We start from the raw sequence: 24,161 nt of genomic DNA, 5'->3' as shown, positions 1-24,161 counted from the left end.
CGCCATGCGCTCCGAATCCACCCGCCGCGCGTCGAGCGTGCTCCGCGCCAGCGCCGCTTTCGCCGGCATCGTGCTCATCGCGCTCGTGCAGTTTGCGCTGATCTGGCGCATCGCGAACCGGCACACCGCGTTCGATCCGCTGCTGCCCGTCGTCGCGATCGACGGGCTCGGCGGCGCGCTCCAGGCGCTGCTGGTGCGTGCGCTGCTGCCGGTGCGCTATCGCGAGCCGCGCGGCTGGAGCGTGCTGCTGCTGTGGCTCGGCTGCGCGTTCGTGCCGCTGTTCGGCGGGCTCGTGGTGCTTGCGAGCTGCCTGTGGGCCGCCTGCTATCCGCGCTCGCACAGCGGCGAGGAACTGGACGACGTGCCGGCGCCCGAGTTCGTCACGCATCTGATGTCGCGCGTCTCGCACGGCGGCGGCGCGCGCTTGCAGGCGCGCATCGTGAATACGCAGGTGAATGCGTCGGATCGTCTGTCGGCGCTCGTCGCGATTCAAACCATGCCGACGCGCACCACCGGCACGTTGCTGCGCGAATTGCTTGCCGACCCGGTCGAGGACGTGCGCCTGATCGCCTACGGCACGCTGGATCAGGCGGAAAACGAGGTGACGCAGCGCATCTTCCAGACCGCGCAAAGCCTGGAAACGGCGAGCACCGATGCGCGGCGTCACGCGATCAATCGTCAGCTTGCCGAGCTGTATTTCGAGCTGATCTATCAGAACCTGGTGCAAGGCGCGGTCTACCGGCACACGCTGGAGCAGGCCGATCGCCACGCCCGCGCGGCGCTCGATATCGACGACGGCGACGCCGCGCTGTGGATGATCCGCGGCCGCCTCGCGCTCGCGAACGGCGCCGCCGACGAAGCCGCCACCTACATGGCGCGTGCCCAGGCGCTCGGCTTTCCGCGCGAGCGCCTCGTGCCCTGGCTGGCCGAAGTCGAATTCCTGCGCGGCGATTTTCCGCGCGTGTCCGAACTGCTGGCGTCGCTCGGCAATGCCGCGACGCTGCCGATGCTCAAACCTGTCGCGCGTTACTGGTCAACATGAAACCATCACTGCTGCGCCGCGCCGCGGACGCCGATGTCTGCCTGCTGCTCGAAGGCACGTTCCCCTATGTGCGCGGCGGCGTGTCGAGCTGGGTCAACGACATGATCCGCTCGTATCCCGAACTGCGCTTTTCGATCGTGTTCGTCGGCAGCCGCCAGGAGGACTATGAAGGCGCCGCCTATGCGCTGCCGGATAACGTCGTGCATTTCGAGGCGCACTACCTGTACGAAGCGGCGCTCGCCGACAAGGAGGCGTCGCGTGAAATTCCCGGCGATGCGCAAGCGTTTGCACGCTCGGCCGCCTTGCACGACGCGTGGCGCAACGGCGGCTCGAATTCAGGCTCGAACCTGGCCTCAAGCCCCGGCGCGCTGATGGCCGACATGGTGCAACTGATCGGCGACCACGGCCCGCTCAACGAGGAACAGTTTCTCTCCAGCCGCGCGGCGTGGGACTTCATCGTCGACCAGTACCATCGCTATTGCACGGACCCTTCGTTTACCGACTACTTCTGGACCGTGCGGATCATGCACAAGCCGCTGTGGCAGCTTGCGCGCGTGGCCGAACAGTTGCCGCCGGCGAAGATGTATCACACGGTGTCGACGGGCTATGCGGGCTTTCTCGGCGCGCTGCTGCATTATCGGAGCGGACGGCCGCTGCTCGTCTCCGAGCATGGCATCTACACGAAGGAACGCAAGATCGACCTGCTGCAAAGCCAGTGGATCCGCGACAACCGCGGCGCGTTCGAACGCGACATCTCCAGGATCAGCTATTTCCGCGAACTGTGGGTGCGTTTCTTCGAAGCGCTCGGCAAGCTCGCCTACGACGCCGCCGACGACATCGTCGCGCTCTACGAGACCAATCGCCAGCGGCAGATCGCCGACGGCGCGCAGGCCTCGCGCACGCGCAACATTCCGAACGGCGTGGACGTGGAGGCGCTCGCGCCGCTCGTCGCGCAACGCGTGGCGCGTGCGCGCAAGGTGGTCGCGCTGATCGGCCGCGTGGTGCCGATCAAGGACATCAAGACCTTCATTCGCGCGCTCTTTATCGCGTCGCGGACGATGCCCGATATCGAAGGCTGGATCGTCGGCCCGCAAGAAGAAGATCCGGCCTATGCGCTGGAGTGCCGCGCGCTGGTGCAAAGTCTCGGGCTCGCGGCGAACGTGAAGTTCCTCGGCTTTCAGCGCATCGACGAGATCCTGCCGCAAGTGGACGTGATTGCGCTGACCTCGATCAGCGAGGCCTTGCCGCTCGTCGTGCTGGAAGGCTTCGCGGCCGGCGTGCCGGCGATCACGACCGACGTGGGCTCATGCCGCCAGTTGATCGAAGGCTACGGCGACGACGATCGCGCGTTGGGTTCGGCCGGCAGCGTCGTGCCGATCGCGAATCCGGCCGCGTTCGCCCAAGCCGTGCTCGACCTGCTCGGCGACGAACCGCGCTGGCTCGCGGCGCAACAGGCCGGCCTCGCGCGCGTGCGGCGTTTCTATACGAAGAAGCAGATGATCGATCAATACCGTGTGCTGTATGAACGTTTGACGGCCGCGCCCACGCGGGCCGATCGCGCGAGCGGCCAGGCCGCCGCCGCGCGCGGCGGCTGTCCGATGCATCATGGCGCGCCGGACGGCGGCGCACGGCTTCAACCGCAAGAGGTGCGCTGATGGCCGGCATCGGTTTCGAACTCCGCAAGATACTCAAGCACCAGACGCTGTTCGGCGTCGCGCGCGCCTACGCCTATGCGGGGCTGATCAGCTCCGGGCCGCTGATTCTGTCGATCTTCGGCATTCTGATCATCGGCCTGTTGAGCCTCGCGTTCGTGATACCGAAGTACGCGATCGTGCAGTTCCAGGTGTCGGTGACGTATCTGATCGCCTGCAGCCTGATCCTGACCGGGCCGCTGCAACTGTCGTTTACGCGCTTCATCTCCGACCGCCTGTTCGAAAAGCGCGACGATCTGGTGCTGTCCAACTACAACGGCGTCGTGCTGATCTCGACGGCGGCCTCGGGCGTGCTGGGCGTGCTCGCGGCGGCGTTCGGCTTTCGCAGCGAGCCGCTCGTCTATCGGCTGCTGATGGTGGCGGGCTTCGTCGTCGTCAGCAATATCTGGATCGCGGTGATCTTTCTGTCGAGCGTCAAACAATATCGGCAGATTCTCTATGTATTCGCGCTCGGCTACGGCTGCACCGTCGCGTTCGCATTGATGCTGAATCGTCATGGGCTTCCGGGCCTGCTCGGCGGCTTCGTGGCGGGCCATATCGTGCTGCTCGCGGGGCTGTCGGGGCTGATTTACCGCAACTACCAAAGCGAGCGCTTCATCTCGTTCGAGGTGCTGGAAAAGCGCTTCGCGTATCCGAGCCTCGCGCTCGTCGGGCTGCTGTTCAATCTCGGCGTGTGGATCGACAAGTTCATGTTCTGGTACGCGCCGCAAACGGGCGCGCGCGTGATCGGACCGCTGCATGCATCGGTGATCTACGACCTTCCCGTGTTCATCGCCTACGTGTGCGTGATGCCCGGCATGGCGACCTTCCTCGTGCGGATCGAGGCGGATTTCGTCGAGTATTACGACCGCTTCTACGACGCCGTGCGCAGCGGCGCGACGCTGCGCCACATCAACGACATGCGCGACATGATGGTCGGCAGCGTGCGCGCGGGGCTCTTCGAGATCGTGAAAATCCAGGCTGTCGTGCTGCTGCTGATTCTCGCGTTCGGCCACCTCGTGCTCGAAGCGCTGGGCATTTCCACCTTGTATCTGCCGCTGCTCATCGTGGATGTGATCTCGGCCAGTCTGCAAGTGTTGCTGCTCGGTTTGCTGAACGTGTTCTTCTATCTCGACGGACGCCGCGCCGTGCTCAGGCTCACGGCGGCCTTCGTCGTGCTGAACGGGCTGTTCACCGGCATGACGCTGTGGCTCGGGCCGGACTGGTACGGCTATGGTTTCGCGCTCGCGCTGCTCGTCGTCGTGATGGCCGCGGTGATGCTGCTGGACCGCAAATTCGCGTCGCTCGAGTACGAGACTTACATGCTGCGCAACTAGGCGGGAGAATTTCGGATGAGCAATGCGCTGCGCGGGCGTGATTCGATGCGCGGGGTTTATCGGCGTGTCGTGTGCGCGGCGCGTCTCGTGATCGTCGGCTTGCTGTCGTCGGTCGCGCATGAACGCGCGTCGGCCGACGCGGGCGTCGCGCCGTCCATTGCGCTCTTTTACGGCGCGCAGCCGCCGGTCAGCCGGCTGCGCGAATTCGATGTCGCGGTGATCGAACCGGACAGCGGCTTCGAGCCGCTCAGGCACAAAAGCGCGCGCACCGCATGGTTCGCCTATGTGAGCGTGGGGGAGGTGACGCCGCAGCGTTCGTATTACGCGGCGATTCCAAAGGCCTGGCTCGCCGGCGACAACGCGGTGTGGGGCGCGACGGTGATCGATCAGGACGCGGCGGACTGGCCCGCGTTCTACGTCGAGCATGTGATCGCGCCGCTGTGGAAGAAGGGCTATCGCGGCTTCTTTCTCGACACGCTCGATTCCTACCAGCTCGTCGCCAAGACGGATGCAGCGAGGGCGCGGCAGGAACGCGGTCTGGTCGCGGTCGTTCGCGCGATCAAGGCGCGCTTTCCGCGTGCGCGGCTGATTTTCAATCGCGGCTTCGAGATCCTGCCGCAGGTTCATTCGCTGGTGTCCGCGGTGGCATTCGAATCGCTGTATCGCGGCTGGGACCAGGCGGGGCAGCGCTACACGGAGATCGCGCCGGCCGATCGCGAATGGCTGCTGGGGCAGGCGAAAACGATTCGCGAGCAATACCGGCTGCCGGTACTCGCAATCGACTATTGCGCGCCCGCGGACGACGCCTGCGCGACCCAGACCGCGAGCCGGATCAGCGCGGCGGGCATCGTTCCGTATGTGACGGATGGCGGTCTGCAAACGGTGGGCACGGGGCCGGCTCGCGCGATGAAGCAGTAGCCGTGGCGCAGGCACGCGACGAACGCAGACCCGGCCCGTAGTGGGTCATGGCGGGCCATGGCGGGCCGTAGCGGCGGCGTGACTCGCAGCTTGCCGCGTCGAGCGGCCTTGAATACGGCCTCGAAAGACCCAATCCCAAACACGGACCTGAGCGCCTATGAGCGAACCGGCCTTGCCCGCGAGGCGTCCGGTTCACTCACCTGGAGCGTACAATCGTGCGGCCGTACCGGGCGCCACGTCCATTTCTGGCAGAGTCGTCAATGGCGGCTGGCGACGATACACGCTCTGTCGAAACCGCCGCCCACAGGCCCGATTGCCCGATTGTTCCGGGCCGGCAGCGCAGCGGAGAACGAGCCACATGCCCGCTCATATAACGCCCAATCAACTGATTCAACTCATCATCCCAGGCATTACCGCCGTCTTTGCGCTCAGCTTCGCCTGGGCGTGGGTCTACGACAAACGGCTGCGCTATCTGCGCTTTCTGGCCGCTTCCTTTGGTGCTTTCGCACTCGGCTCGGCGGTGCAGATATGTCACTTGCCGGATGAATGGCGAGCGAACGCGCTGCTATCGGCCGCGTTTTACGTGCCCAGTATTCAACTGCTGGCCGAAGGCGTCTTGCGCAGGGCCGGGCTTCGGTTGCGGTTCGCCGCGCATGCGTCGATGTTCATGCTGGTGATGGGCGGCATGTACTACTTTTCCTACGTCGCCTCGAACCTGCTGGTGCGCATCTACATTCTGAATTTCAGCGCCGGGCTGTTGATGGTGTTCACCGCGCTCCGTTTCAGGAAACGCTGCCGTGGCCGCACCATCAATCACATTCTTCTCTGGGTGCTGCTGATTTTCGGCGCGAGTTTTTTCATCAGGACGTCGCTCACCGTCATTCAACCCTTGCCGCATAGCACCGCGCCCTTCGCGCAGAGCATGTTCTGGGTTCTGCTGCAACTGTCGCTCGCATTGATGGGCGCCGTGTTGGGACTCGTGCTGCTGGCCGCGGCGATGTCGGACGTGATCGACCGGCTCGTTCTCGAACGCGATCTCGACTCGCTCACCGAGACCCTGAACCGGCGCGCGTTCGAACGCCTCGCGGGCCGCCGCGTCGCGGACAAGCGAAGCCAGCCGCTCGCGCTGATCGCGTTCGATATCGACAACTTCAAGTCCATCAACGACCGTTACGGCCATGCGGCCGGCGATGCGGTGCTGCGCCAGTTCGGCGCGATCCTGCGCGGCGCGGTGCGCGAGAAAGACGTGGTGGGGCGGATCGGCGGCGAGGAATTCGTGCTTCTGCTGCCGGGCGCCGACGGCAAGTTCGCGTACCGGATCGCCGAGCGCTTGCGCACCGTGCTGGAGTCGTCGCGCTTCGACGAAATCGACGCAACGCTGCGCGTCACGACGAGTGCCGGCATTGCCCGCTATCGCCCTGGCGAGGCGGTCGCGGCGTTGCTGGCGCGCGCCGATCAGTTGCTCTACGCCGCGAAACGTGCCGGACGCAATCGGGTTCTCACCGAGTTGTCGGATCAGACGCGGGACGCTTCGACGCTCGACATGGCCTGAGCGCGCGCGAAGCTGGCAGCGGTGTTCAGCCGGAATTAAAGGTCGGCGCATCCCGGTCGTTAACGAGTCATACGATAACCAACGGACTCTGGCTCGATGCGCAATTTGACAATAAGACATAGCCTCCTCGCGGTGCTGGTGGTTTTTGCAGGGATGATCCTGTTCGGCGGCGTAGTGGGCGTGCTCACGCTCGGCCGGTCCAACGACAACGCCCGGCTTCTGCACGAGATCGCGAGCCAGGAAGTGCTCGTCAACGACGCCTATAAAGACACGACCCGCACCCGCGCGGCGCTCACGCGCGCCTACTCGGCATTGAAGGAGCGCAATGACGAACAGACGCGCGACTCCGCGCTCAAAAGCGCGCAGACCACGTTGGACCGAGCGGATCGCGAAACGAAGGCGTTCCGCGCGGCAGCGCTCTTTCCCGGCCAGGACGAAGCGTTGAAGCAACAGCTTCTCGATTCGTCGACCTCGTTGGCCGCGCTCCTGAACACCGCATTCGACGCGCTGCGGCGCGGCGACACCAACGCCTACGTCGCGATCAACGACAAGGACGTCACGGCCTCGGGCGCGGCGTATTCGGCCAACGTCGAGAAGTTTCAGAAGCTCGCCGATGCGCTCTCCACGGAATCCGCCGCCCAGGGCGACCGCGAATACGCGTGGGTCGTCGGCATGGTGGTGACGGGCGTGGCGCTCGCGCTCGCCTTGATCGTGGCGACGCATTTCGCGCTGCGCGGGATCGTGATCCGTCCGTTGCAGCAGGCCTCCGCGCTGCTCGACCGGATAGCGGGTAACGATCTGACCACGTCGATCCCGGAAGGCGGGAAGAACGAGGTCGGCCAGCTATTCAACGCCATGTCGAGGATGCAGTCGGGACTCGCGCGGACCGTCTCGAACGTGCGCGTGAATTGCGAGGCGATCCACGGCGGCGCGCGCGAGATCGCCGCCGGCAACGTCGATCTGTCGAGCCGGACCGAGCAGCAGTCGGCTTCGCTGGAGGAAACCGCGGCAAGCATGGAGGAGCTGACCTCGACGGTGAAGCAGAACGCCGACAACGCGCGTCAGGCCAGCACGCTGGCCGCCAACGCGGCCGACGTCGCGCAGCGCGGCGGCGACGTGGTGCAGCGCGCGGTGCAGACGATGACGGCCATCACGGCCAGTTCGCACAAGATCGCCGAGATCACCGGCATGATCAACAGCATCGCGTTTCAGACCAACATCCTCGCGTTGAACGCGGCCGTGGAGTCGGCGCGCGCGGGCGAGCAGGGCCGCGGCTTCGCGGTGGTGGCGGGCGAAGTGCGCACGCTCGCGCAGCGCAGCGCGAACGCCGCCGAGGAAATCAAGGCGCTGATCGCCGCGTCGGTCGACGATATCCGCAGCGGCAACGAACTCGTCGTGCAGGCGGGGCAGACCATGAACGAGATCGTCGGCGCGGTGCAGGGCGTCGCGACGATCATGGCCGAGATCACCTCGGCGACCGTCGAGCAGAGCGCCGGCATCGAGCAGGTGGGGCAGGCGGTCAGCCAGATGGACCAGGTGACCCAGCAGAACGCCGCGCTGGTCGAACAGGCGGCCGCCGCCGCGAGCGCGCTCGAACAGCAGGCGCAGTCGATGACGCATGCCGTGTCCGCATTCCGACTCGCCGCGAACTAGCCGCGAATTAACCGCGCGTTAGCCGTGCATTAATCGCGACGCGCGGCCGTGCCGGATCAGGCACGCGCCGCGCGATGAGATAAGCTGCGAGCCGGATCCGTCGTCCGGTGAGTCTTGACTCGCCGACGCGGGTCGTTCCGATCATTCCAACGATTCCAATCTTTCCAACGGGAGTATGAGCATGAGCGTTAAACGCGCCCTGGGTGTAGCCGCCCTCGTGCTGGGCACCGCTGTCGTGTCCGGCGTCTCGCAGGCGGCGACCTATGCGTATGTATCGAATGCCGACAGCCAGGATATCTCGGTGTTCAGCCTCGACGAATCGAACGGCGCGCTCGCGCCGGTACAGACCGTCGCGGTCGCGGGCACGGTCATGCCCCTCGCGTTGTCGCCCGATCATCTGCGGCTGTACGCGGGGCTGCGTTCCAAGCCGTATCGCGTGGTGAGCTTCGCGGTCAATCCGCTCGACGGCCGGCTGATCGAACTCGCGCGAGCGCCGCTCGCGGACAGCATGGCCTACGTCTCGACGGACGCGACGGGCCGCTACCTGCTGTCGGCCTCCTACGGCGGCAACCTGCTGGCGGTGAACCCGATCGGCCGCGACGGCGTGGCCGGCGACGTGCAGCAGACCGTCAAGACCGGACCGATGGCGCATGCGATCCGCACCACGTCCGACAACCGCTTCGCGTTCGCCTCGGTGCTCGGCGCGGATGCGTGGCTGCGTCTGAAGTTCGACGCCGCCAACGGCCGCCTCGCCGACGACGCCGCGCCCGCCTATTCGCTGCCGCCGAAATCGGGTCCGCGCCACTTCGTGTTTTCGCCGGATCAGCGCTTCACGTATCTGATCGATGAACTCGACGGCAAGCTGCACGTGCTCGCGTTCAATCGCGCCGGCGACAACGTCAAGGCGATTCAGACCATCTCGATCCTGCCGCTCGACTTTTCGGGCGACAAACCCTGGGGCGCCGATATCCACCTGACGCCCGACGGACGCTTTCTGTACGCGTCGGAGCGCACCTCCAGCACGCTGGCGGCCTACAAGGTGGACACGGCCTCGGGCAAGCTGACGCGCATCGGCACGTATCCGACCGAGAAGCAGCCGCGCGGATTCAACATCGATCCGTCGGGCCGTTACCTGCTGGCGGCCGGGCAGTTGTCGACGAGCCTGAGCGCTTACCGCATCGACCGTAAGAGCGGCGCGTTGAGCGCAATCGGTCAGTATCCGGTCGGCAAGGGCGCGAACTGGATCGAGATCGTCCGGTTCGACGGCACGAATGGCAATTGAGTGCTGGCGCGGCGCCCGCGGGCGCCGCGCATGAAGCTGCCAACGTGCGTGCCGTGACACGCGGCATGCACACCGCCTTGCTTCGATTCATTCACGACATCAACGACATCGACGACATCAAGGATCGAGCAGCGCCGCGTTACGGCGCGACGCGAATCACCACCTTGCCGAAGTGCTGGCCCGACTCGAGATGCCGATACGCGGCCGGCGCATCCTCGAAAGCGAACACGCGATCCACGACCGGCCTGATTCGATGCGCGTCGACGAGCTTGACGACTTCGTCGAGCATCGAGCGGCTGCCCACCATGATGCCGTGCAGCCGCTTGATGCCGCCGATCACGGCGAGCAGTTCGAGCTCCGGTCCCGCGAAGCCGCTCACGCCGCCGATGATCGACACGAGCCCGCCCATTTTCGTGGCGGCCACCGAGCGCGGCAGCGTGTCCCGGCCGCACACCTCCACGACGATGTCCGCGCCCACGCCATCGGTCAGCCGCAGCACTTCGTCCTGCCATTCGGGCGTGCGCCGGTAGTTGATGGTTTCATTCGCGCCGAGCTTGCGCGCGCGCTCCAGTTTCTCGTCGCTCGACGACGTGATGATCGTGCGCAGACCCGCCGCGTGCGCCAGTTGCAACGCGCAGATCGACATGCCGCCCGTGCCGAGCAGCACGACCGTCGCGCCGGGTTTGGCGTCGCCGTCCGCGAACAGCGCGTTCCATGCGGTCACGCCGACACACGACAGCGTCGCGGCTTCCTCATAGCCGAGATGCGCCGGGATCGGCGCGAGGCTCGTTTCACCGGCGACGAAGCGTTCGGCCAGCACGCCGTCGATGTGCGCGCCCGGCGACTCGGCCACCTTCCACGGCGCCGGGCCGCCATCGATCCAGTGCGGGAAATACGTGTTGATCACGCGATCGCCGGGCTTGAAGCGCGTCACCTCGCGGCCCACCTCGACCACCTCGCCCGCGCCGTCGCAGAGCGGAATCAGCGGCGCATCGCGCAGGCCGAGATAGTCGCCGCGCGCGAACATCAGATCGCGATAGTTGAGCGACGCCGCGTGAACCTTGACGACGACCTCGCTCGGCCCCGGCGCGCGCACCGCCGCATCGCCGCGCTGCAAACCGGCGATGCCGCCGCCGGGTTTCAATTTCCATGCGTTCATAGCGACTCCCGATGTGATTGGAGCACCTATGATAGTGTCGCTGCGAAGGACGCATTGACGAGACTTTGACGACTTACCGTCGCCTGCCAGGACACAACGCGGCGGCGAAAAAAGGAGGCGCAAGCCATGGACGAGCGGTTGCGCGGCGTTGCCGAATTTGTCGACGTGGTGGAGGCCGGGAGCTTCGCCGCGGCGGGCGAGCGCCTCGGCGTCACGCGCTCGGCGATCGCGAAGATCGTCGCCCGGCTCGAACAGCGGCTGGGCGTGCGGCTGTTGCAGCGAACCACGCGACAACTCGGATTGACCGACGAAGGGCATGCGTACTACGAGCAATGCCGCCGCGTGATGGCGGAGTTGGGCGCGGCCGAGGCGGCGCTCGACGCCGGCCGCCGCGAGCCCGCCGGGCGGCTGCGCATCAGCGCGCCGGTGCTGTTCGGCCGGCAATGCGTCGCGCCGGTGATACTGAAGCTGGTCGAGCGTCATCCGCTGCTCGATGTCGAGATGTCGTTCAGCGACCGCAATGCGGATCTCGTCGAGGACGGCTTCGATCTCGCCGTGCGGATCGGCGCACTGCCGGATCATGCGACGCTCGTGGGCCGCCGGCTCGGCGTGCAGCGCATGGGCATCTGCGCGTCGCCCGCGTGGCTCGAACGGCATGGCCGTCCGTCGGGTATCGACGAACTCGGTTCGCAGGTGAGCATCGCCTATGGGCGCGGCGGACAAAGTGCGCCGTGGCGCGTGCTCGGCGCGGACGGTGAAGTGCACGAGTGCCGTCTTGCGGCGCGGCTGCGCTACGACGACTTGCAGGCGATCGCGGACGCCGCCGCTGCCGGCGCGGGCCTCGCGTGGTTGCCGTGCTGGCTGATGGCGCCTTACCTGCGCGACGGCCGCCTCGTGCTCGTGATGGACAGCAACAGCGTGCTGGGCGCCGAGGTGCACGTCGTGCGCCCGAAGGCGCGTCACATGCCGTCGAAGGTGCGCGTCGCGATCGACGCGCTCGTCGAGGAAGTGCCGCGCGTGCTGGCGCGGATATGAGCGGGCGGGGCGGCGTAGAGCAGCGCTGCTCGCGGCTCTTCGATCCAGCGAGGCGGCCTGTTCCTCGGTCCGCCGCGAGAGGTCCAGATTGCCTTGGGCGAGTTCGCCTGCGGCCACCGGGATCGATCGATTCGGCAAAGCTCCTGAGATCATGTCGACATGCTGAAGGCGGGATTCGACGTCGCCATGCGGCTGCCGCATGGCGAGCTTCATTGCGGCGTGCCGGCCTGATAGCAGGCCTGCGTGCCCGTGGTCTGATAGACGAGCCGGTAGCCGCTGCCGGCCGTCGCGTTGGCCTGTTTCGACGCGAGCGTGAGCCAGCCTTTGCGCGTCGGCGGCAGCGGCCGGATCACGAGCGCGGCGAGTTGCGGATCGGCCGCGGCCGCGTCCGCGCCGATGATGCGCCGCACGTGCGAGAGGCTGCCCGCGTACCAGCCGAGGAACGGACGGTAGGCGGGGCCGGCATAGTGGCTGTCGATGATCATCCACGGATCGTGTCCGGGCTGGCCGAGATTCGCGAGCGTATCGGTCGGACCGAGCAGCGCCTGAAAGTCGCCGCCCAGCCGCGAGTCCGGTTGGCCGATGCGGTTCACGTCGTATTTCGCGCGATCGGCGCCGGCCTGCAAATCGCTGAAGCGCTTGCCGGTCCACGTAATCACGTGCGCGAGCTTGTAGTCGTCGGCGAAGGTGCCGCTGCCGACCTTGTCTTTCTGCGTGATGTACAGCAGGTCGCCGGGCAACAGGTGTTGCTCCATCGCGCCGATGTTGCCGCGGTTGATGTCGAGCAGCACGCCCGTCAACGGATCGACTCCGCTGGCGGGCGTCGCGCAGGCCTGCGCGCCGATGGCGCCCGACAACTGATTGCTGGCGAGCCCCGCGAAGTTATAGACCCACGAGGTGAAATTCGAACAGTCCGCGCCGTTCCACATCAGCGCTTGCGACGTGATCGGAGCGGGCGTTTGCGACGCCGAGGTCTGAATGGTCTGCGCGCCGTCGGCGCCGCGCTGCGCGGTGCAGGTCATGCTGGCCGAATGCGCGTCGGCCGAACCGCCGCTGGTGCTGCCGGCCGACGAATCGCGATAGTCGATCGACCCGGTGTTCTCGGGCGGCGTCCAGCCCGGAATGTGATGGTGGCAGTAGTTCAGGTTCTGATCGACCCAGTAGTTCTCGATCGCCATCACGAGTTCGCGCCTGAACGTGTCGACGTCGGCGCACGACGCGGGCGGCGCGATCCTGCCGTAGCTCGCGGCGTGCGGGCCCCATGTGCTGGTGGTCGGATAGGTTGACCAGTTGCTGCTCGTCATGCCCGGCGCGAGCGACGCCTGCACGTCGTTCTTGCGGCCCTGGAACAGCCACAGGTTTTCAGCGAGCAAGGCGACGCGGTCGCCGCACGCGGCGGCCGACGCCGTGGCGGTCTGATTCTCCGATGCCTGGGTGGCGTTCAGCATCGCCAACGACGTGATGCCCGAGCGGTTCAGCGGATTCACGCTGAAGTTCGCCGCGCCGGTCGTGACCGGGCAAGCCTCGTCGGCGGGCGCGGCGAGCGTGCCGTCCGCGGCGAGGTTGCCCGCGCCCGCGTGGCAAGCGGCCAGCGTGTCGCCCCTGGCCGACTGCGCGACGATGTTTTGCACGCTGGCCGCGAGCGTCGCGCCGGTGTCGCCGCGGCTTTGCGATTCCGCGCCGAGCGCGAGCGCCATGCGGTTGCCGTCCGTGACCGTGCCGGTCGGCGTGTGCGCGGCGACGAACGCGGGCGGCGTTTGCTGCGGGTCGATGCCGCCGAGAAACGCGGCGACGCGCGCGGCGGCCGCCGCGATATTCGCGGGCGTCAAGCCGCCCGCGGCCTGCGCATCGGCGACCACAGCGCTCGAAAACGCGGACACCAGCATTGCCGAGGGCCTCGCCACATACGCCGCGGACAACGTGCCGCCGTCGACCGACGCGCTCGTGCCGGTGGCTTCCTCCAGATACGACCCGCCGCTCGCGCGCAGCAGCAGCGGCCAATGCAGATCGGCGGGCAAGGCGAAGCGGCCGTTTTCATCGCTGATGGTGCGCGCGACCGGCGTCGCGCCGATCTTGCCGCCGGCATCGATCGCATACGCGCTGATGGTCGCGCCCGCGACCGGGCCGAGATACACGCTGCCCTCCACCATGCGCGGCGACGCGGCGCTGCCGCCGCAAGCGGCGAGCAACACGGACATGAAGGGGAGGCAGGCGAGCAGGGCGGTGGAGACGATCAATCGGCGCATGGGTAATTCCAGGTCGAGGAGGAATGGCATTGACGCGATTAACGGCACCTTACTGTACAACTTGATTGGAAGTTTTACGTAAGCCTCGTCGCCGTGGGCTTGCCACTATGCGCGATGAATCGAGGTCTTGCGTGATGGTGTTTTCGAGCGCTCAAAAGCGAACCGGCCCGCGACATGCGGGCCGGCTGTTTTACGGCATCGGCGTTCGATCAAGCCATCACCACGTTCGCGAGCCGGAACTGATACGGCACCGCCGTCGTGCCGCCGCCGCCGCCCGTCATCACGATGTCGCAGCGCGCGATGCCGAGCAGCGAGAGTTCGGTGTTGATATCGGAGAGCACCGCCGAATTCATCACCGCGCCTTGCTCGATCTGCGACGCCGTGCCGATCCACAGCGTCGGCTTGAATTCGAACACGGCCTTCTGTCCCGGCACGATGCCCGTCTTGTGCGCGAGCAGCCGGTTGTCCTTGAACACGCCGGCCGTGATCGCACCGCTGCGCAAGTCGTTGCGCAACTGGATCTCGCGCGAGCTCGACGCTGCGCCCGCCACGCCCAGCACATTGCCGGAAGCCGCGCGCGTGACGCTGAACATCTGGCCGTTTTGCGCGGGCCGCTGCGGCATGTAGTTGCCGTCGGCGTCGCTGGCGGTGAGGGTGGTTTGCATCGGAAACACGAACGGATGATTGTCTCCCCGCCCGCAGTTGCTGATCACCTTCCACGCAATCGCGAGTTCGTCGAAATCCGTCGAGACGTTCTTCTGGAAAATCACGACCTGACTGTTGTTGACGTCGTTGGAGAGGTTGATGAAGTTGAGCTGGATGTCCATGACTGACCTTTTCCGAATGGAGTGAGACGGCGCTGGACCATGCGAGGTCCGGCGCCGCCTGGGTGTTGCCTGGGTGTTGCCGCGTGTGGGACGCCGCGACCTCGTCAAGCCATGACGACGTGTTCGAGCCGGAACGTGAACGGCAGCGAACGCGGGCCGGGACCGCCGCCCGTCATGACGATGTCGGCGCTGGCAATGCCGAGCAGCGAAAGCTCGGTATTGATGTCGGAGATCACCGCCGAATTGAGCAACGCGCCCTGTTCGATCTGCGACGCCACGCCGATCCACAGCGTCGGCTTGAACTGGAACACGGCTTTTTGCCCCGGCGCGATCGACGTCTTGGTCGCGAGCGGACTGCCGTCCTTGTAGATGGTCGCGTTCGCCGCGCCGTTCGGCAGATCGTTGCGGACCTGCACCTCGGAGCTGTTGCCCGGCTCGGTGCCGAGCGTGAGCACGTCGCCCGAGGTGGAGCGCACGATCTGGAACACCTGGCCGTTGCTCGCGGGCTGCTGCGGCATGTAGTTGCCATAGCTGTCGCTCGCGCTCACGTTCATCGTCATCGGAAACTTGAACGGATGATTGTCGCCCTGGCCGCAGTTGCGGATGACCTTCCACGCGATCGCCAGTTCGTCGAAGTCGGTCGCGACGTTTTTCTGGAAGATCACGATGCTCGAATTGTTAGCGTCATTCGAACGGTTGACGAAGTTAAGCTGAATGTCCACTTGCCTGCTCCTTGAAGTTTGAAATACGGCAATCGGTTTGCCGCGCACCTTCCCACCGGCCGGCCCGGCGGGCCGGCCGTCAAACGAAACCGGAGGGGAGCCCGCCGTGCGGCGGGCGTCGTCGCGTGAAAGGCGCTACACGTGCACGACGTTTTCGAGCGCGAAGCCGAAGGGCTGCGCGTCGGCGCCGCCGCCGCCGCCCGTCATCACGATGTCGGCCGCGGCGATGCCCGCGAGCGGCAGCATGGTGTTGTCGCTCGACAGCACGGCGGAACTCAGCGCGCGGCCTTCCTGCACTTGCGACGCGGCGCCGATCCACAGCACGGGCGTGAAGCGGAACACGGCCTTCTGGGCCGGCGCGACGGCCCATTTGGCGGCGATCAGCTTGCCCGCGCTGAACGCGTTGACGTTGACCGCGCCGCGCGTCATGCGGTTGACCACCTCGATTCCCGCGCCGGCGCCGATGCCGCCCGCCGGCGCCGGCTCGGCGACGAGCCGGGCGCGGCCGGTCGGATGGACGCCGACCGTGAATCGTTCGCCATCCTGCGCGGTGGCGCGCGGCGAGTAGTTGCCGTGCTCGTCGCCCAGCGCGATTTCGATCGAGGTCGAGTAGACGAACGGATGGACACAGTCGCGGCCGCAGAAGCGGATCACTTTCCACGCGATCGCCAGCTCGTCGAAATCGGGCACCACGTTGCGCTGGAACAGCACCACTTCGCTGTTGCCGCGATCGTTGGACCGGTTGATGAAGCGCAGTTGGATGTTCATTGCGCTGGCTCCGTGGTGTCGGTCGCGTCCGTGGTGTCCGTGGTGCCGTCCGCGAGGTGCTTTTCGACCCACTGCGTGAGCGCCGGCGATACGCTGCCGGCAACCGACGCGGCATGCAGCGCTTGCGCGCGGCTCTGCGCCTGCAGGTCGGTCGCGAAGCGGCCGAAGGCCATCGCGGCGTCGGTGGCATTGCGGCTGCGCGAGAGGTCGTCGAGGTATTGCGCGGCGGCGTCGCTGAGCGCGCCGCTGTGTTGCGCGTGGCCTTGCGCGATGCGCGTCGCGAGGTCGGCGTGAATCGCGGCCAGTTCCTTGATCGCGGCCGCCGCGCCGGTCAGCGCGAAGCGCTCGCGCTGCTCGCGCCAGCCGGCGTCCAATGCCGACTGCGATGCGGCGCTGTACTGCTGGGCGCTTTGCAACGCGGTGCGCGTGAGCGCGCGCCACGCGCCGGGATCGGTCGCGGCGCCCGCGAGTCCAGCGGGATGAGCCGACTGCGCGACGAGCTGGCTGAACAAACGGAAGGCGGCGAGATTGGCGCTTTCCCACTGCGTGATAAAGGTCGAGAGCATGACGGCTCCTGGTTCGGATCGGGTTCGGGTCGAGTTCGGGTTGAGTTCAGAGCGAGTTCGAGTAAGCAAGGGCGCTGTTCACTGACGCGCGCCGCCGAGGCGCTCGATCATCTTCATTACCGCGGCCATTTGCGGCGCCTCGCGGGAATAGAAGTTGGGATGGATCGGATCGGGACTCGTGTAGCCCCAGAAATCCCAGCAGCCGAGCGGATTGACCGCCGATTTTTCGGTTTGCGGATAGAGCACGATCAGGCGGTTCGTATCGGCGATTTCGTTGTAGCCGGCGCCGCGCACGAAGCGTTGACCGACCGCGGCGGCGTTTTGCACGCAGCCGTGAAACGCGACGTGCACGCCGCACGCGACGCGCTGGCAATCGGCCGGTACATAGACGTAGGCGAGATCGGCCAATGACGCGCGGCGCTCGGGATCGAACGCGCGCTGGTCGAAGCTCTGCAACTGGCCGCCGGCCTGGGCGGCGGGCGCGTTCAAGGGTGCATTCGGCCGTGCGTAAATCCAGCGCAGAATCTCGTGCGCTTGCTCGAAGCCGCAGTTGTTGATGTAAGGGCCTTGATTCGCGCTGCACGGCGAGTCTTCGGGATTGTTCGTGATCAACGCGTGGCCCGCTTCGGGGTGGCGCTGATACTGGATGTTCGGCTTCGGCACCTGAGCCAGTTCATAGAAACGTTCGGCCTGATCGACCACGCGCGTGGCGACCACCGTGTCCTTCGCGCCGCTGAACAGGTAGAAGCGCTGCTCGCGCAAGTTGGCCGGGTCGTCGATCTGTTTCGCCTTGGCGTAACGCTGCGCGGCGCGCCATGCGCCTTCCGCCGACGGCGCGGCGCCGGCCGGCTGCATGCACAACGTCACGGCCGCCACGGCGGGCGCGATGAAGTCGGACTCGCCGGCGCAATCGAACGCGCCCCCGGCGACGATCCCCGCGCCGACCAGGCGGCTCGACCACGCCACGTCGAATTGCGCGGCCATGAAGGCGCCCGATGACAGCCCGGAGACGGACGTCTGTTGCAGATTCGCGCCGAGCGCGGGCAGCGCGGCGAGGTCCGCCGCGTTCGCGCTCGTGAGCGTCGCGGCCAGCACGAGTGCGCCGAGCCGCAAACGCAGAGCGAGACGCTGACGCATGCCGCGTTGCCTGAAAGTTCTGAATAACGAATCATCGATGACGGCTGCCGCATTCATACCGTTGCTCCTGTAGGTTCTGATGTTCGCCGGATGCACGGCGAGCGCATGGGTGTTCGCGTTTCTGTTCGCGTTTCGGCCGGGTAGGGCTTGCGTTGCGTGAATCTCACTACGCTTGCAGAGTACGTGGGCCGCGCATCGGCATGAATGGGGCGGAAGGCCGGTATGCGACATAGAACGGATGGCCCATGAACCGATAGCGCACGCAATGGGCCGCGCTGCTTGCGGTCAGTGCGCGGCCTCGCGTGTGCAGAACGACACCGGTATCGACACGCCGCGGTCCACCGTCGTGACGGCGATGGGGCGGTTCGCCTGCGTGTAGCGCAAACGGTGGATGCCGCGCGGCCCGAAGCCGCTGTCGATGTCCGCGACGAGGTCCGTGCCGTCGGGTATTCGCGCGAGGCTCCGGCCGCTCATCATCGCGGGGCGGCGCTGCGGGTCGTCCCAGTCGGCGCGGTCGGCCGACGTATAGAAGTTCGGCAGGACGCCGCGGGTGTAGAGACTGTCGAGCGTTTGCGCGAGCCGCTCGGCACACCTCGCGCACAGCGCCGGCTGATGCGCGAGCTGCAACGCCTGGTTGATGCGCGCGGCTTCGGCGTCGCAGGTGAGCGGCGGCGGCTGCTGCGCGTGAGCAAAACTCGCGAAGCCCGCGAGGCAAACCGCGATGGCGGCCGTGACGATGCCGGCTGCGGCACGATGGTTCGAGATCATCGGAAAGACCCCTTTGAATGCGCTAGGAGAGAAACAGCTTGCGTTCGGCCTGGCGGCGGCGCGTGAGTCCGGCAAGCGGCTTGCCGCCCGCCTTGTTCCACACGAGGAATTGATCGGCGGCACGAGCGGGCGAGCCGGCGTTCAGATAGCGCAACAGGGTCGACGAACGCAGCCGTCCCGCGCCGAGGTTGAACACGAACGACATCAGCGCGTCGAATTGCTGCTGCGTGATGGGCACGCGCACCAGCTTGCACAGTTGCAATTCGGCGCCGCGCAGGTCGCGCCTGAGCAGCGCTTGCGCTTCCGCTTCGCTGAGCGGGCGATCGAAATGCTCGTGCGGCAGGATCAGATGTCCATAGCCGATGGTCGGCTTGCCGACCGCGTCGAGATAGCGCTGAAGGCGCAGGCCCTCGAAGTGTTTGATCAGGTCGATGCCTTGCGCGCCGGTGCGCGTGGGTTGGTCAGTCATGAGGTTTCTCCGGTTCGTCGTGACGTTTGCGCGGCACGAGTCGATGGGTGTACTCGTCGATCACGCGCATGATCGCCTCGGGCGGCGCGAGCGCCGTGAACTGCATTTCGATGTCGATGTGCTGGGTGTCGCGTTGCGCCTGCCGGCCCTCGGCATCCTTGCGCGCCGATGGCGGAGCGAGCGTGACGAAGAAGCGCCCGCGTTGATCGCCGCCGGCCAGTCCGCCCGCGGGCAGCGCTTCGGTGAAGTCGGCGCGCACGGTCAGATGCACGACCATCCTGTCGAGCGCGAGTCCGCGCGGCGTGGCGAGCGCGACGAGCGGCACCGGCATGGTGTGCTCCGCGTCGAGCGCGAGTTCGACGACGCGCGGCGACAGCAAACCGTCCTCGTCCTGATCGAAGAACTGATCGAGCACGGCGGTGTACTGATGCGCGAGCAACTGGTTCGCGGCGGCCGCGGCGTGCTGCATGCCGCGGGTGATTTCGTCGAGCGCGAGGCCGCGCGGCGGGGGTGGGTTGGCGTTGGGCGGCGGCGGGGTGTCGCCGGGTGGGGGAGCGCCGGGCGGCGCGCCGCCGCCGTCGTGCGCGGCGGCCGCCTCGCCGTCGACGGCATCGGCCGGAACCGCGTTCGCGGCGTCGTCATGCGAAGGGGAATGGGCCGGCGAACGTTGCGCGCCGCGCCGCCTGAAAAAATTGAACATGATGTCCGTCCGCCGTCAGTGGCCGTCGCGCTTACTGATGAGCGGGCTGCGGCTGGCCGCCCGCCGCCTGCGTCGCGCCGCCGGCCGCAGACTCGCCGATCAGCTTGCCGTCGGTCGGCGTCGCGGGCAGCGCCTTCACGTCCTTCGACTTGTCCTCCGTCACGACCGGTTTGGTGGCCGCATCCGTCAGAAAGTCGATGACGCGCATCAGCGCCTCGGGCGGCGGCTGCCGCTTGACCTGCGTGTGGATCGAGTACTTGGCGCGCGTATCGGTGCTGCGGGTCTGCTCGGCCTTGTGCGACACGCGGCCCGACATGCTCACGCTGACCGGTCCCCAGCCGAGCTTGACCTGCAACTCGCCGCCCGCTTCGGTCGACGACGACGACTTCTCCGACTGCGTGATTTCCAGTTCGAAGTCGATCGTGCCTTCCTCGATCGCGATGATCGGATGGACGATCGCGGCCAGCAGCGGAATGCGCATGGTCTTCTGCACCACGCCTTTCGATACGCCGCTTTCGTCGACGAGGGTTTCGTCGTAGTCGAACTGGACGGCCACCGCCTTGCCGTCCTGAATGCAAACCTGCATCAGAAAGTCGGCGTAACTTTTTGCCGCCTGGGTTTGCGCGGTAATCATTGCTTTCAATGGCCCTGCGATCATTTGGTCCATTGGCAACGCGTTAATGACGGAACCGATGAAATTAGCATCCATACAAACCTCCAGTGGTGAAAACCGGGCAGTGCGAATACACTGCCTTTATTCAAGTTACATAATCTGAAGGCCCATTTGGAGAGGCCGGCCGTCATGGATGTAGACAGGGGTGACGGTCATGGAAAATCGTAAAGAATTAATGTGCCTTTTGCATTAGAACGTTTGTCACGGATCAACGGACCTAGTGCGTCGTTTTGAAAAGAGCGGTAAAAGCGAGCCGAAGAGACGCGAATAACGTGAACCCGAGCGTCTCGCTACCGAGGGGAACCGCGCAAAATGAACGTTCTAATGATCGATAGTCCGCCGTTGTTCGTGGCGGGAGTGGCCGATGTCTTATGGCGGCGCGATAGCACTTGCCAGGTGTGGTCGGCTCAGTGCGCTGACGACATTTACCGCATCCGTGAGGAATTCCCGCCGGGCACGGTCGGCGCGGTGACGCTCGAATGGGACGAGCGGGCGGCGCGCATGGGCTGGCCGAAGCTGCTGCAGGACACGCTCGGCACGGTGCCGTGGCTGTTCGTCGTGCGCACGGTGTACCGCCAGGCGATTGCCGACGCGCTGATGGCGGGCGCCGCGGGCATCGTCGAGCGACATGCGAGCGCGGACGAGTTCGCCGATGCGCTATGCCGCGTCGCCTCGGGCGCGATTTACGTGCCGCCGAGTTACGGTCTCGCCGCCGGCGTCGCGTCCGGGGAATCGCCTTCGGGCGACCGCGCGTTCGAGCGCCTCACGCCGCGGCAGCGCGAGGTGTTGCGGCTGCTCGCCGAAGGCAAGTCGAACAAGCAGATCTGCCGCGTGCTGAACGTCGCCGAGGGAACCATCAAGAACCACCTGTATGCGCTATTCCGGCAGATCGGCGTGAGCAACCGCACCGAAGCCGCGCTGTGGCTGTCGCGTCATATCACGCCGGAAAGCGCGTACCTGCAAGCGACGGTATGCGCGGTACATGAATAAAAGCCGCGCCCGTTCGCGGCCCGGATGAATGACCGCACGCGTGCGCGCGCGGCGGAAGGGGACTCGATCGGGCGGCGGCGCGTCGGCTGTATCGGCACGCTATCGGCGTGAAGCGCGCCGCCCTCGGCGGCGGCGTCGCGCTCAGGCCGGCGCGCCCGGATGCCCCTCGTCCTCGGCGGCAAGCGTTTCGATCGCATGCCGCAACGGCGCGGGACTCACGCTGACCTCGCCGGCGAACGGCCGGTCCACGGCCAGGACGAAAAAGAACGCGAGCCCGAGCGTGGTCGCCCAGATGGTGACGAGGCCGAAGTGAAAGCGCGTCGCGGGCAACACGTACAGCAGCACGAGCGAGAGCGCGCTCGCGATCAGCATCACACCCCATAGCGTCGCGGGCATCGCGACGTCGAGCGCTTGCAGGCGATGCTCGCGGAGCTTGGTCATTTCATTCACGCGGGCGAGCACTTCGGTGAGCAGCGCCCGTTCGCGGTCGCCCGTCGGCGTGATGCGGTTGGTGGTCGCGAACATGCGGCTGAACGCGGCTTCGGTGGCGGGGTCCGCGCGGGCGTGCTGCTGCATTTGCGGCCATTCATCGCGTACGACGTGCTCCATGTAGACGATGAGTTCGCGCCGCGCCGCTCGCGCGTCGGGCTTGCCGAACGACGCGAGATCGCGCGCCAGTTCGGTCGCGCATGCGGCTTCGGCGGCGACCGTGCCGGCCGCCGCATCGTAGGTGCCCCATACGGTGACGGCGGCGAACGCGACCAGCAGCGAGTTGATGGTGGTGACCGCGGACATCATCGCGACCGTCATGCCGCGCTGCTCGGCGTCGAGCCGGATCGGAAAGCAGCGACGAAACAGCAGGTAGCCGGCGAGCGCCGCAACGAGCGTGGCGCCGACGACCAGCATGCCCATCACGGCGGCCGGCAGGTTGTAGAGGAAGAGCATGGTTACTCCGTGTCGTTTGAGAATGTCGTGGAGGAGGGGCGGAATGAAGGGCTGAACGGATCGCCGGCGAGCATCGCGCGCGTGAGTTCGGCAAGGCGCCGGCGAGCGGTGTCGGCGGAATCGGGCTTGTCGAACGACTGCTGCAGATCGAGCAGACTGGCGGCGAGTTCGCTCTGCCATTGCGTGCGTTCGCTGGCGGCCTGGGCGCGGCGCGTGTGCAGCGCGGCGTCGACATCGGCGGAACGATCGCCGCGCACGAGCGTGTCGAGCGTATCGACGAGGCGTTGCAGCAGCCGATGCACGGCGGTCGCCGAGAAACCGCCGAGCATCGCGAGCGCGGGTTTGCCGAAGCTGTGCATGCCGCCTTGATCGAAGAGCCGCGGCGGCAGCAGCTCGACCAGAATCAGCCCCGCGATCACGCCGAGGATCAGCCGCGCGCCGTAAGACGCGTCGTACTTCGGGTCGTAGGTCGACGCCGCGATATAGCGATGCGCCTGAAACAGCGTGGCGAACGACGCGCCGAGTCCCGCGCAGAACAGCAGGAAGAGCGCGTTCCACAGCAACTGCGTGCCGTGCGAATCGAGAAAGCCGCGCTCGACGTTGTCCGCGGACACCTCGGGCGAGAGCCCGGTTGCGATGACGGCGATCAGAAACGAAATCGCCGCGACGGTCAGCAGGCGGATCAACGGAACCGGACCGAGCCACGCGAGCGGGCGGGCGAGGCGATGCTGTTCATCCAGCAACGTGACGGCTTGCGGCGTGGCGGGCGCGATCAGCGCCGCGAGTTTGCGGTGGATCGACGCGAGCGCGTGCTGTGCCGAGGTGGAGTGACGCGGTGTGGCATTCGCGGTTTCGTTGGACGGTGCGGTGGACGGTGCCGTGGACGATGAAGCGCCTGACAAGACAGCCGGTCGCGTATCGGACGGCATGCCGTCGATCAGCGCGCTCAACAGCGCGATCGTTTCGGGCGCGACCGGCAGGCCGTGGTGCAACGCATAACGCGCCATCGCCTCGCATTCGTCGCGCAGTTGCGCGAGCAGCGCGCCGGGCGACGCGCCATCGTATGATGCGTGACACTGTGAGGCGCGCGATGCGTCATGAAAGCGAAGACGCTTCGCAAAGCGATAGATGTCCATTCGAATGACCTGTCCGGTGTCGGGTGGCGTCCGGCGCGAGATGCGCTTAACGGCAGCGACCACTTTGCGTGGCTAACGGGTCGCGGACAATCGGGCGGAAGTCATGGACGAAGGCATGACGAAGCGCCCATGAAGGGCGTTGGGCCGACTACTTATATAAAGAGGGAGCGGGGCGAAGCATGCGTGATGCAGCGTTTCGCGCGACACGTGTGCCGCTTTTCGTGCTGATCGGTCCGTCCTCATAGGGCAGGACTGCCGCGCTGCACAACGAGATCGCGGTCGATTTCGCGAGCGGGTCGGGCGCGCGTCATGTGCCGGCCGGCTTCGATTCGCACGGCAGCGGGCGCGTGAATGTCATGTATGCGGGGCGTGCCTGGGTGCTTGCTCGCGTCGGCCGCTCGGCAGATTTCTGTTGCGGTGTGGCGACAGATGAGGCAAAATCACGGGCTCTTGTAGAGCAGTATCAGGAGTGGTAGTTCAGTCGGTTAGAATACCGGCCTGTCACGCCGGGGGTCGCGGGTTCGAGTCCCGTCCACTCCGCCAGT

The 24,161-nt window shown here is 66.4% G+C and carries 22 protein-coding genes and 1 tRNA gene; 10 read left to right on the top strand and 13 right to left on the bottom strand.

The features are described 5' to 3' along the window. The first annotated feature begins 4 nt into the window (after nt 1-4). The 7 genes from BUE39_RS00485 (at nt 5) to BUE39_RS00455 (ending at nt 9,475) form a co-directional block, all read left to right on the top strand. Nucleotides 5-1,042, top strand: coding sequence for a hypothetical protein (locus BUE39_RS00485; protein ID WP_073426702.1), 1,038 nt, complete (start codon nt 5-7; stop codon nt 1,040-1,042). Continuing rightward, nucleotides 1,039-2,697, top strand: a complete 1,659-nt coding sequence (gene pelF / locus BUE39_RS00480; RefSeq protein WP_073426701.1) for a GT4 family glycosyltransferase PelF — start codon at nt 1,039-1,041, stop codon at nt 2,695-2,697. Before BUE39_RS00485 ends, pelF begins: the two co-directional genes overlap by 4 nt. Next, on the top strand, nt 2,697-4,070 hold the full coding sequence (pelG, locus tag BUE39_RS00475; protein ID WP_073426700.1) for an exopolysaccharide Pel transporter PelG: 1,374 nt from the start codon (nt 2,697-2,699) through the stop codon (nt 4,068-4,070). Before pelF ends, pelG begins: the two co-directional genes overlap by 1 nt. A gap of 15 nt (nt 4,071-4,085) precedes the next feature. Continuing rightward, nucleotides 4,086-4,988, top strand: a complete 903-nt coding sequence (locus tag BUE39_RS00470; protein ID WP_073426699.1) for an endo alpha-1,4 polygalactosaminidase — start codon at nt 4,086-4,088, stop codon at nt 4,986-4,988. A 358-nt stretch (nt 4,989-5,346) separates the two neighbouring features. After that, nucleotides 5,347-6,540: a GGDEF domain-containing protein gene (locus tag BUE39_RS00465; protein ID WP_073426698.1), complete on the top strand. Its 1,194-nt coding sequence runs from the start codon at nt 5,347-5,349 to the stop codon at nt 6,538-6,540. A gap of 96 nt (nt 6,541-6,636) precedes the next feature. Continuing rightward, nucleotides 6,637-8,193: a methyl-accepting chemotaxis protein gene (locus BUE39_RS00460; protein ID WP_073426697.1), complete on the top strand. Its 1,557-nt coding sequence runs from the start codon at nt 6,637-6,639 to the stop codon at nt 8,191-8,193. Between the two features lie 181 nt (nt 8,194-8,374). After that, nucleotides 8,375-9,475 (top strand): lactonase family protein, encoded by a 1,101-nt coding sequence (locus tag BUE39_RS00455; protein ID WP_412534829.1) that lies wholly within the window; start codon nt 8,375-8,377, stop codon nt 9,473-9,475. 139 nt (nt 9,476-9,614) lie between these two features. Here the strand turns inward: BUE39_RS00455 and BUE39_RS00450 are convergent, their stop codons facing one another. Then, nucleotides 9,615-10,634 carry a zinc-dependent alcohol dehydrogenase family protein gene (locus BUE39_RS00450; protein ID WP_073426695.1) on the bottom strand — a complete coding sequence of 340 codons (1,020 nt, stop codon included), beginning with the start codon at nt 10,632-10,634 and terminating at the stop codon, nt 9,615-9,617. A 126-nt stretch (nt 10,635-10,760) separates the two neighbouring features. Between BUE39_RS00450 and BUE39_RS00445 the strand changes: the two genes are divergently transcribed. After that, nucleotides 10,761-11,669 (top strand): LysR substrate-binding domain-containing protein, encoded by a 909-nt coding sequence (locus tag BUE39_RS00445; protein ID WP_073426694.1) that lies wholly within the window; start codon nt 10,761-10,763, stop codon nt 11,667-11,669. Between the two features lie 209 nt (nt 11,670-11,878). Here BUE39_RS00445 and BUE39_RS00440 read toward each other — a convergent pair whose 3' ends face one another. The 10 genes from BUE39_RS00440 to BUE39_RS00395 all read right to left on the bottom strand — a co-directional run bounded on the left by BUE39_RS00440 (nt 11,879) and on the right by BUE39_RS00395 (nt 20,581). Further along, nucleotides 11,879-13,906 (bottom strand): hypothetical protein, encoded by a 2,028-nt coding sequence (locus tag BUE39_RS00440; RefSeq protein WP_073426936.1) that lies wholly within the window; start codon nt 13,904-13,906, stop codon nt 11,879-11,881. Nucleotides 13,907-14,124: 218 nt separating this feature from the next. Then, nucleotides 14,125-14,742, bottom strand: coding sequence for a hypothetical protein (locus BUE39_RS00435; protein ID WP_073426693.1), 618 nt, complete (start codon nt 14,740-14,742; stop codon nt 14,125-14,127). A 104-nt stretch (nt 14,743-14,846) separates the two neighbouring features. Further along, a complete protein-coding gene (locus tag BUE39_RS00430; protein WP_073426692.1) occupies nt 14,847-15,464 on the bottom strand; it encodes a hypothetical protein in 618 nt (205 codons plus the stop codon). 135 nt (nt 15,465-15,599) lie between these two features. Beyond that, a complete protein-coding gene (locus BUE39_RS00425) occupies nt 15,600-16,232 on the bottom strand; it encodes a hypothetical protein (protein ID WP_073426691.1) in 633 nt (210 codons plus the stop codon). Next, entirely contained in the window at nt 16,229-16,798 is a 570-nt protein-coding gene (locus BUE39_RS00420) for a hypothetical protein (RefSeq protein WP_073426690.1), read from the bottom strand. Before BUE39_RS00420 ends, BUE39_RS00425 begins: the two co-directional genes overlap by 4 nt. A 78-nt stretch (nt 16,799-16,876) precedes the next feature. After that, nucleotides 16,877-17,935 (bottom strand): extracellular catalytic domain type 2 short-chain-length polyhydroxyalkanoate depolymerase, encoded by a 1,059-nt coding sequence (locus tag BUE39_RS00415; protein WP_073426935.1) that lies wholly within the window; start codon nt 17,933-17,935, stop codon nt 16,877-16,879. Between the two features lie 285 nt (nt 17,936-18,220). Next, entirely contained in the window at nt 18,221-18,703 is a 483-nt protein-coding gene (locus tag BUE39_RS00410; RefSeq protein WP_073426689.1) for a hypothetical protein, read from the bottom strand. A gap of 22 nt (nt 18,704-18,725) precedes the next feature. Continuing rightward, the gene (locus tag BUE39_RS00405; RefSeq protein WP_073426688.1) at nt 18,726-19,172 is read right to left on the bottom strand and encodes a lysozyme; all 447 of its coding nucleotides are present in this window, start codon (nt 19,170-19,172) and stop codon (nt 18,726-18,728) included. After that, the gene (locus tag BUE39_RS00400) at nt 19,165-19,872 is read right to left on the bottom strand and encodes a DUF2589 domain-containing protein (protein ID WP_073426687.1); all 708 of its coding nucleotides are present in this window, start codon (nt 19,870-19,872) and stop codon (nt 19,165-19,167) included. The genes BUE39_RS00405 and BUE39_RS00400 overlap by 8 nt, the downstream gene beginning before the upstream one ends. Nucleotides 19,873-19,903: 31 nt before the next feature. Next, on the bottom strand, nt 19,904-20,581 hold the full coding sequence (locus BUE39_RS00395; protein ID WP_073426686.1) for a DUF2589 domain-containing protein: 678 nt from the start codon (nt 20,579-20,581) through the stop codon (nt 19,904-19,906). Between the two features lie 276 nt (nt 20,582-20,857). Here BUE39_RS00395 and BUE39_RS00390 point away from each other — a divergent pair, with 276 nt between their 5' ends. Beyond that, nucleotides 20,858-21,535 carry a LuxR C-terminal-related transcriptional regulator gene (locus BUE39_RS00390; RefSeq protein WP_073426685.1) on the top strand — a complete coding sequence of 226 codons (678 nt, stop codon included), beginning with the start codon at nt 20,858-20,860 and terminating at the stop codon, nt 21,533-21,535. A gap of 141 nt (nt 21,536-21,676) precedes the next feature. Here the strand turns inward: BUE39_RS00390 and BUE39_RS00385 are convergent, their stop codons facing one another. Together BUE39_RS00385 and BUE39_RS00380 are read right to left on the bottom strand one after the other, a co-directional pair. Continuing rightward, entirely contained in the window at nt 21,677-22,480 is an 804-nt protein-coding gene (locus BUE39_RS00385; RefSeq protein ID WP_073426684.1) for a bestrophin-like domain, read from the bottom strand. A gap of 2 nt (nt 22,481-22,482) precedes the next feature. Beyond that, nucleotides 22,483-23,487 carry a hypothetical protein gene (locus tag BUE39_RS00380; RefSeq protein WP_412534833.1) on the bottom strand — a complete coding sequence of 335 codons (1,005 nt, stop codon included), beginning with the start codon at nt 23,485-23,487 and terminating at the stop codon, nt 22,483-22,485. 595 nt (nt 23,488-24,082) lie between these two features. Between BUE39_RS00380 and BUE39_RS00375 the strand changes: the two genes are divergently transcribed. Then, nucleotides 24,083-24,159: transfer RNA gene (locus BUE39_RS00375), tRNA-Asp, on the top strand. The last annotated feature ends 2 nt before the right edge of the window (nt 24,160-24,161 follow it).

This window comes from Paraburkholderia terricola (assembly GCF_900142195.1).
In the GTDB taxonomy this organism is placed as follows: domain Bacteria; phylum Pseudomonadota; class Gammaproteobacteria; order Burkholderiales; family Burkholderiaceae; genus Paraburkholderia; species Paraburkholderia terricola.
The sequence above is the reverse complement of the archived record's forward strand: the minus strand, read 5'-3'. Positions and strand labels throughout refer to the sequence as shown.

Excerpts from the sequence above, each read along its gene's own strand:
- pelF (WP_073426701.1), top strand. The coding sequence starts at position 1,039 with ATGAAACCATCACTGCTGCGCCGCGCCGCGGACGCCGATGTCTGCCTG.
- BUE39_RS00410 (WP_073426689.1), bottom strand. The coding sequence starts at position 18,703 with ATGATCTCGAACCATCGTGCCGCAGCCGGCATCGTCACGGCCGCCATC.
- BUE39_RS00415 (WP_073426935.1), bottom strand. The coding sequence starts at position 17,935 with ATGCGTCAGCGTCTCGCTCTGCGTTTGCGGCTCGGCGCACTCGTGCTG.
- BUE39_RS00420 (WP_073426690.1), bottom strand. The coding sequence starts at position 16,798 with ATGCTCTCGACCTTTATCACGCAGTGGGAAAGCGCCAATCTCGCCGCC.
- BUE39_RS00425 (WP_073426691.1), bottom strand. The coding sequence starts at position 16,232 with ATGAACATCCAACTGCGCTTCATCAACCGGTCCAACGATCGCGGCAAC.
- BUE39_RS00435 (WP_073426693.1), bottom strand. The coding sequence starts at position 14,742 with ATGGACATCCAGCTCAACTTCATCAACCTCTCCAACGACGTCAACAAC.
- BUE39_RS00450 (WP_073426695.1), bottom strand. The coding sequence starts at position 10,634 with ATGAACGCATGGAAATTGAAACCCGGCGGCGGCATCGCCGGTTTGCAG.
- BUE39_RS00455 (WP_412534829.1), top strand. The coding sequence starts at position 8,375 with ATGAGCGTTAAACGCGCCCTGGGTGTAGCCGCCCTCGTGCTGGGCACC.
- BUE39_RS00380 (WP_412534833.1), bottom strand. The coding sequence starts at position 23,487 with ATGGCGCGTTATGCGTTGCACCACGGCCTGCCGGTCGCGCCCGAAACG.
- BUE39_RS00465 (WP_073426698.1), top strand. The coding sequence starts at position 5,347 with ATGCCCGCTCATATAACGCCCAATCAACTGATTCAACTCATCATCCCA.
- BUE39_RS00385 (WP_073426684.1), bottom strand. The coding sequence starts at position 22,480 with ATGCTCTTCCTCTACAACCTGCCGGCCGCCGTGATGGGCATGCTGGTC.
- BUE39_RS00460 (WP_073426697.1), top strand. The coding sequence starts at position 6,637 with ATGCGCAATTTGACAATAAGACATAGCCTCCTCGCGGTGCTGGTGGTT.
- BUE39_RS00485 (WP_073426702.1), top strand. The coding sequence starts at position 5 with ATGCGCTCCGAATCCACCCGCCGCGCGTCGAGCGTGCTCCGCGCCAGC.
- BUE39_RS00445 (WP_073426694.1), top strand. The coding sequence starts at position 10,761 with ATGGACGAGCGGTTGCGCGGCGTTGCCGAATTTGTCGACGTGGTGGAG.
- BUE39_RS00400 (WP_073426687.1), bottom strand. The coding sequence starts at position 19,872 with ATGTTCAATTTTTTCAGGCGGCGCGGCGCGCAACGTTCGCCGGCCCAT.
- BUE39_RS00390 (WP_073426685.1), top strand. The coding sequence starts at position 20,858 with ATGAACGTTCTAATGATCGATAGTCCGCCGTTGTTCGTGGCGGGAGTG.
- BUE39_RS00395 (WP_073426686.1), bottom strand. The coding sequence starts at position 20,581 with ATGGATGCTAATTTCATCGGTTCCGTCATTAACGCGTTGCCAATGGAC.
- pelG (WP_073426700.1), top strand. The coding sequence starts at position 2,697 with ATGGCCGGCATCGGTTTCGAACTCCGCAAGATACTCAAGCACCAGACG.
- BUE39_RS00470 (WP_073426699.1), top strand. The coding sequence starts at position 4,086 with ATGAGCAATGCGCTGCGCGGGCGTGATTCGATGCGCGGGGTTTATCGG.
- BUE39_RS00405 (WP_073426688.1), bottom strand. The coding sequence starts at position 19,172 with ATGACTGACCAACCCACGCGCACCGGCGCGCAAGGCATCGACCTGATC.